Origin of the sequence: Pseudoduganella buxea, assembly GCF_009720835.1 — a bacterium.
Taxonomy (GTDB): domain Bacteria; phylum Pseudomonadota; class Gammaproteobacteria; order Burkholderiales; family Burkholderiaceae_D; genus Rugamonas; species Rugamonas buxea.
On record NZ_WNKZ01000210.1, the window covers coordinates 1 to 1,441 of the forward strand.

Genomic DNA, 1,441 nt, shown 5'->3' on the forward strand with positions numbered 1-1,441 from the left:
TCGTGGCTGCCATCATCGGCCCACTCGCGGACTGCCCTGGCGTGGGCGTCGTAGGCGAGGTTCATGCCGCGCCCGGTGCGGTCCGTGTAGCGGGTGACGAGGTGGCGGTCGTACTGGTAGTGCCAGGTGGCGGCGTTTTCGTCCTGTGCGCGGACCAGGTCGCCGTGCTCGTCGTGGTCGTAGGCGGCCAGCTGGCGCACCAGCTTGCCGTCCCGGATTTCCCACAGCGCGCGGATGCGGCCGGTGTCGGCGTCGACCTGGGTGCCGGCATGGGCGACGATGGTCTCGTCCTGCTTGCTGATGATGTCACTGAGGACCGCCTCGCCGGCGACCACGTGATCGTAGCGCAGGCCGAGGGCCGCGCCGTCGCGGGCAAACAGCGCGATCAGGCGGAAATGCTCCTTGCCCATCTCGGCCGCCTTGGCGCGCACGGTGTCGGTCAGCTCATAGGTTTCGCGCCAGGGACTGGCTTCGCCTTCGGGCAGCGGCTTGCCGAAGTCGAGGATGAGCAGGGTGGCGCTGATGCGGGTCAGCGTGATCTGTTCGACCGGGTCGTGGTGGCGCTGGCCGATGGCGAGCCACGGATAGCGGTGGCTGCGGCCGTCGGTGGCGTGATAGAGCAGGGCGGTGGGCTTGCCCTGGCCGACGACGTCAATGCGGGTGCTGTACGGGGTAAGCCAGCGCGCGCCGAGATGGCCGTGGTCATAGGCCGTCAGCTGGCTGCGGTAGGTGCGGCGCCATTCGATGGGGAGCGGTGCATCCAGCACGAAGTCGGTGTGCGTAAACGTTTCGGCGCCGGTGGCGAAGCTGATCGAATGCGCGGTGCCGCCTTTGGCGGGGCACAGCTTGCAGGGGTTGGCGTTGCCCTTGGCCGGGCTTTGCCGGCTGGTGGTGCCCAGCTCGTGGCCGGGATTGTTCTTCTTGTGGTCCGCGCCCTTGCCGGACGGGACCAGTGCCGCATAGCGCTTCTTGTGCTTGACCACTGCGTCGCGCAGCCGCTTCAGGATCCACCGGATGCTCATCTGCGCCTGCTCGTCGGCCAGGGCGGCGAGCTTGCCGCGAAACGCCGGCTTGAAAGCGGTCAGGTGAGCGATGATGGCCGTCACGCCCGCCACCGCGCTCTCCGGCAAATGGCTGGCTGCCACGGCGGCGGCATGGTTCGCGGCCCTTTTGTACTGCTGGCCAAGGGCGCCCAGCATGCGGCGCAAGCTGCTTTGCACCTTGGGGTCGTGCAGCTTGCGCTCCGCCTCCGCGGGCGGGGCCAGGTCGAACAGCGGTTCCTTGCCGATGCAGCGCTTGAGGATCTTGATCAGGTCGTCGGCGACGCCGTCGGCGGTATCGGCGCAGTCGTCCAGGATGCCCGACAGCTTGCCCATCGCACTGTCGACGAAGGTCTCGATCTCGCCGGCCAGCCTGGCGTTAAGGTGCACGATCAGCACCT

At 68.2% G+C, this 1,441-nt stretch carries 1 protein-coding gene; it reads right to left on the reverse strand.

Features of this window, described 5'->3' with window-relative positions:
- On the reverse strand, positions 1 to 1,430 hold a 1,430-nt coding region (locus GM672_RS27620), incomplete at its 3' end, for a DUF6531 domain-containing protein (protein ID WP_170300285.1).
- Positions 1,431 to 1,441 lie beyond the last annotated feature (11 nt).